This window comes from Xenorhabdus santafensis, from assembly GCF_033949405.1.
GTDB lineage: Bacteria > Pseudomonadota > Gammaproteobacteria > Enterobacterales > Enterobacteriaceae > Xenorhabdus > Xenorhabdus santafensis.
The window spans coordinates 63961-69960 of the sequence record NZ_VCDN01000060.1; the positions used below are offsets into that span (position 1 = coordinate 63961).

5 protein-coding genes are annotated in these 6000 nt (G+C 45.6%); 4 read left to right on the forward strand and 1 reads right to left on the reverse strand.

What is annotated here, in order from left to right; translation table 11 throughout:
• Positions 1-845: 845 nt before the first annotated feature.
• The 4 genes from acuI (at position 846) to accC (ending at position 4270) form a co-directional block, all read left to right on the forward strand.
• Positions 846-1820 (forward strand): acrylyl-CoA reductase (NADPH), encoded by a 975-nt coding sequence (gene acuI, locus FE392_RS14975; protein ID WP_319931023.1) that lies wholly within the window; start codon positions 846-848, stop codon positions 1818-1820.
• Positions 1821-1975: 155 nt separating this feature from the next.
• Entirely contained in the window at positions 1976-2428 is a 453-nt protein-coding gene (gene aroQ, locus FE392_RS14980) for a type II 3-dehydroquinate dehydratase (RefSeq protein WP_319931024.1), read from the forward strand.
• A 27-nt stretch (positions 2429-2455) separates the two neighbouring features.
• Entirely contained in the window at positions 2456-2911 is a 456-nt protein-coding gene (gene accB, locus FE392_RS14985; protein WP_319931025.1) for an acetyl-CoA carboxylase biotin carboxyl carrier protein, read from the forward strand.
• Positions 2912-2923: 12 nt separating this feature from the next.
• Positions 2924-4270: an acetyl-CoA carboxylase biotin carboxylase subunit gene (gene accC / locus FE392_RS14990; protein ID WP_319931026.1), complete on the forward strand. Its 1347-nt coding sequence runs from the start codon at positions 2924-2926 to the stop codon at positions 4268-4270.
• A gap of 107 nt (positions 4271-4377) precedes the next feature.
• Here the strand turns inward: accC and FE392_RS14995 are convergent.
• Positions 4378-6000, reverse strand: a 1623-nt coding sequence (locus FE392_RS14995) for an Ig-like domain-containing protein (RefSeq protein ID WP_319931027.1), incomplete at its 5' end; no start/stop codon positions are given.

Consider the following 6000-nt stretch of genomic DNA (forward strand, 5'->3'; position numbering starts at 1 on the left):
AAGGCGCATGATTAACTACTTTTACTACTTCAATAAAAGTGGCTACGTTATTCACATCAGAAACACGATATTCTACGTTACTTTTCTCTGACGGAGCAGAAAAAAACTGCATAAAAATGGGCTAATTTGACCAATAGCTTCATCACAGCATCCCAAAATGACCCATTTTGCGAAAAAAAGAACATTATAGTGCATATTGAAACGCAACCACCCCGCTTTTCTGGCCCTGACAACCACCCGCTGTAATTTCAGCAAATTCGGCTAGAATTTCTATTCTCTCAAAAATTTTATTCTTCCTGCGCAAGCAGAAAATAGCGCTCTATACTAAATAAAATTCATCTCGGAGCGTTATAACAGGCAATTCCATAATATTCCGTACTGTAACAATAGCTCAATGGTACAAAATATCCGCCATAATCATAGTTGACCCTACATTAATGACTATATAACCGAGGATAAGGTTCAATCGCGAGACTAAAGCCCACAAAATTCATCGCCGACAAAGTTGTAACTTGAAAGACAACGTTATATAGGCGCTATATAAAAGTAATAGATGAATTTCATGATATTACAGGCAAGATTTGCACAAATATTGCTATCTTTAACGGCAATCAAATAAATAAGGATTATTCTGAGCCTGCTGCCAAAACCTTTCCCCCTATTGTCACCTGTGTATTATTATCTTTTACCATGCCATCCTGAACAAAAATAAGTAATCTCAGTTTTACCACTCTCTATCACAATATTGCTGCTTATCCATTTCAGCTCATTCAATTTTATCTATAGTGTGATGATGCTTGACCAGTAAGCGCACCAGAGATATACCCAACACAGAAGGAATAATAATGAAGGCTTTATTACTTGACCAACGCGAAACGCTATTGGCATCTATTCAGGATATTGATGCATCCGAGCTGCCCGCAGGCGATGTCACTGTTGATATTCATTGGTCAACGCTCAATTATAAAGATGCCCTTGCCATTACTGGCAAAGGAAAAATCATCCGCCAATTTCCGATGGTGCCGGGAATTGATTTCTCTGGTGTCGTTCACCATTCTGAAAATCCCCGCTTTCATGTTGGTCAACATGTTCTGCTGACGGGTTGGGGAGTAGGGGAAAATCACTGGGGCGGGCTGGCGGAGCAGGCCAGAGTACCCGGTGAGTGGCTGACTCCCATACCACAAGGGTTAAATACCAGACAAGCGATGATAATCGGGACAGCAGGCTTTACCGCCATGCTTTGCATCATGGCGCTGGAACAGGGCGGTGTTACGCCTGAAAGTGGGGACATTGCCGTAACAGGAGCCAGTGGCGGGGTTGGCAGCACAGCGATTACTTTGCTGTCACAATTGGGCTATTCAGTCGTCGCAATTAGCAGTAAACTCAGCGCCCGAGATTATCTGCATTCCTTAGGGGCAAAAGAAGTCTTGCTTGCCAGTGATTTCAGCCAACCATCTCGGCCACTGGAAAAACAGCGCTGGGCTGGTGTGATTGATACGGTGGGTGATAGTGTACTGGCGGCTTTACTGGCCCAAGTGAACTACAACGGTACAGTCGCCGCCTGTGGTATGGCAGGTGGCAGCCAGCTTCCCACTACCGTGATGCCTTTTATCCTGCGCAACGTCCGCTTGCAGGGGATTGATTCTGTCACTGCAACGGCTTCAGAGCGTCCTGCCATCTGGCAAAGGCTGCAAACACTGCTGCCAGATACGTTCTATCAACAAACTGCCAATGAAATCACATTAAATCAAGTGATCGAATACGCCGATAAGCTGATAAACAGCCAGCTGACTGGCAGAACCGTGGTCAAGATTCGCTGATAAGACCAGTAATTAGCTGCTAAATGCTACGATTTGTTTATAATGTCGGGCTTTATCGCCAAATTTACAAATCTAGCGTTCAGAAAGAGATGACAAACCGTTGACATCGAGTTATCTTGAACGATTGTTGACAGATTGCCGGAGATACCAGCACAATGGCAGACAAGTTTCGCATTTTACTCTTGAACGGCCCCAACCTGAACCTGTTGGGAACACGAGAGCCTGAGACCTACGGCAAGTTAACACTTAGCGACATCGTTAACAAACTGTCAAAAGAAGCTCACCAATCGGGAATAGAGTTATCCCATCTGCAATCCAATGCAGAATCTGAACTGATTGAGAGAATTCATTCGGCGCGGGGAAATACAGATTTTATTTTGATTAACCCTGCGGCCTACACGCATACCAGCGTGGCACTACGCGACGCACTTCTGGCAGTGGACATCCCATTTATTGAGATTCACCTCTCCAACGTGCATGCCCGTGAACCATTCCGTCATCACTCATATCTTTCTGATATTGCAGTGGGCGTAATCTGCGGGTTAGGTGCCGATGGTTATAGTTTCGCATTACAGGCAGCGGTCAACCGCTTGTCAACATCCAACTAATTTAGACAAGAGTACGGAATCACACTCATGGATATTCGTAAGATAAAAAAACTGATCGAGCTGGTTGAAGAATCAGGCATTTCTGAACTGGAAATTTCCGAAGGTGAAGAATCGGTACGCATCAGCCGCACGCTGGCTGCACCAGCGATGCCTGTCACTCAGCAATACATTTCTGCCCCAGCTCAGCAGCCAATGCAAACTGCGGCGCCAGCTGCACCAGTTGCATCTGACGAACCTGCGCAGATCAGTGGCCATACTGTTCGTTCACCAATGGTTGGTACTTTCTACCGTTCACCAAGCCCGGATGCGAAAGCTTTTATCGAAGTTGGCCAGCATGTAAATCAAGGCGAAACTCTGTGTATTGTTGAAGCCATGAAAATGATGAACCAGATTGAAGCTGACAAAACGGGTGTAGTGAAAGCAATCCTGGTTCAGGATGGTCAACCTGTTGAATTTGACGAGCCATTGGTCGTCATCGAATAACGAGGCGTTTCCATGCTTGAAAAAATTGTCATTGCTAACCGCGGTGAAATAGCACTGCGTATCCTGAGAGCCTGTAAGGAGCTGGGGATCAAAACGGTTGCTGTTCACTCTTCGGCAGACCGTGATTTGAAACACGTCCTGCTGGCTGATGAAACTGTTTGCATCGGCCCTGCGGCTTCGGCAAAAAGTTACCTGAACATTCCTGCCATTATTTCTGCGGCGGAAATCACTTGCGCACAGGCTATCCATCCAGGTTATGGTTTCTTGTCTGAAAACGCAGATTTTGCCGAGCAAGTTGAACGTTCCGGTTTTATCTTCATTGGCCCGAAAGCAGATACTATCCGTTTGATGGGTGATAAAGTTTCCGCTATCAGCGCGATGAAAAAAGCAGGTGTTCCTTGTGTTCCCGGTTCTGACGGCCCATTGGGCGACGATGCCGAGAAAAACAAAACCATTGCAAACCGCATCGGCTATCCGGTTATCATCAAAGCATCGGGCGGCGGCGGCGGTCGTGGCATGCGTGTTGTACGCAGCGACAAGGATCTTGCTCAATCCATCGCCATGACCCGAGCAGAAGCCAAAGCTGCTTTCAACAACGACATGGTCTACATGGAGAAATTCCTTGAAAATCCACGTCACGTTGAAATTCAGGTTTTGGCCGATGGTCAGGGTAATGCCGTTTACCTGGCTGAGCGTGACTGCTCCATGCAGCGCCGTCACCAGAAAGTGGTGGAAGAAGCACCAGCACCGGGCATTTCATCCGAATTGCGCCGTAGCATCGGCGAACGTTGTTCCAACGCTTGTATCGAAATTGGTTATCGTGGTGCGGGTACTTTTGAATTCCTGTACGAAAACGGCGAATTCTACTTTATTGAAATGAATACCCGTATTCAGGTTGAGCACCCGGTCACAGAGATGATCACCGGTGTTGATTTGATCAAAGAGCAACTTCGCATTGCCTCCGGTCTGCCACTGTCCATCAAACAGGAAGATATCGAAATTCAGGGCCATGCCATCGAATGTCGTATCAACGCAGAAGATGCCAAAACCTTCCTGCCAAGTCCGGGCAAGATCACCCATTTCCACTCACCGGGTGGCTTTGGTGTGCGTTGGGAATCTCATATCTACGCAGGATATACCGTACCACCTCACTATGATTCCATGATTGGTAAGCTGATCACCTACGGTGAAACCCGCGAAGTGGCAATTGCACGTATGAAGAATGCGCTGGCAGAGTTGATCATTGACGGCATCAAAACCAATATCGATCTGCAACTGGCTATTATGAATGACGAAAACTTCCAGAAAGGTGGAACCAATATCCACTATCTGGAGAAGAAACTGGGTTTGCAGGACTAAGTAAAGTTTCTTTGTTTTGTATTCAGAATTGGCTGGATTGAAAAAAATCCCATCTTTTTAAGGATGGGATTTTTATTTCATTCATGGGCTGTTAAACCTGATGCAGTTTAGTTAGCACTTGCCTTATTACTTTCAACGACGCAAAGATGAGAAGAGGGGGGAGGTGAAAACTTCAGCATGTCAGTCCCAGTCCTTAAATTTATTGCATGCCCATTTGCAGCCCACACAGGGAAACCAACAGGCAAGCTAACTGGCCAGCCATAACGATTATATAATTGTCTGTTGGCTATATTATTTTGGAGTTCCGACTGGCTCGGTAGATTCGAACATTTTTCCTCTGCGTCTTGAATAGATGATACAGCCCAATCTTCGTTATTGACTTTGGTGGGAGGAGTAGCAGACCGTCTTTCCTTAAATTCTTTGTCTAATAAAGGCCTACGGTAATATTTTCCTTTAATTTTTACTTTCTTTTCCATATGTCCCCAGTAGTTGGCCTCTGGCACATCAGGGCTGGTAAGGACAGTAAAAATAATATTCGTTTCGTCTTCTACAGTAGCTCCGTTAACGCCATCCGCAACAGCTTTCAATTTCGTTCTTAAACCTATTCCGTCTGGATCTGTAACTGTCTTCACCAACTTACCAGTACCGTCGGTATAGCTACTAAATGTTCCCTCTTTACCATCCAGCATAGTTTTCACGTTATCCTGCGGTACTGCATCACTTCCATTTCGCGCATATCCTTGCATCTCAATCATCACCGGTACCCAAGCCACAGGTTGATCATTACTGTTTTGTGGTGTAACCGTTAACTGAGCTCTGCCTATAGTGCCACTTTTTGTCAGATCAGATTTAGCCATAAGTTTATACACCAATTGCCCATCGATAGTGACTGTTTTACTTTTATCTTCAATGTCCCATGTCATTTTGATCTTTTGCGCAACATTGGATACCCGGCCCCCACCTATTTTACTCTCTGTTTCATTTCCTTTACCCTTCGAGTCATCGGTTGACAGCGTTACGATATCGCTTGCACGGGCATTTACTCCATTCCTCGCCAAGATTGAAAATTCAAGCACCTTACCGGCATGTTCTTCTTTAAGCGCATAAGGTGGTACTCCTTCCCCATCCTTCACCTCGCCTGTCACCAGAGTTCCATCATTACCCGGTAATCCGTTATCTCCCGAATCAGCCAATTCTTTTACTGCAGCAGCCGTTTTACCTTTTTCACCCCAAGCGTAAAAAGAGTTGTCAATTCCATTTGGATCATTTTGCTCGAGTACATAGTCAACCTTCAGAGTTTGCCCGACTACCAGATACTTTTGGTCAACAACTTGCAATTTCAATTGCGAGACTTTGGGTGGTGTTGGTGGAGTAAATTCCACCTTCTCCGCAAGTTTACTAAAAATCTTTTCGTCGATTTTTGGTGTCACTGTCAAGGTACCGATTTGCGTGCCCGCCGTGAGAGTCGCTGTATAGATTCCGGATTTGTCTGACTCTTCCTTAATATCCCCTATTTCGGGCTTATCACCGTTGCCGGATAATCCACTCGGCACAAACTCAATACGTTTCTGGACGCCCGATATCGGCTGATCCTTGTGGTCTTTCAGTACCAATTTAAGTTCGGCTGGCAGATTTTTTCCGATTTCTAATGTGTTGGGCGTGATCTTCAGCGTCGAGGTTTTTTCGTTGATCGAATCCGCCAACGGCACCGTAAAGCTTATATGGCCGAT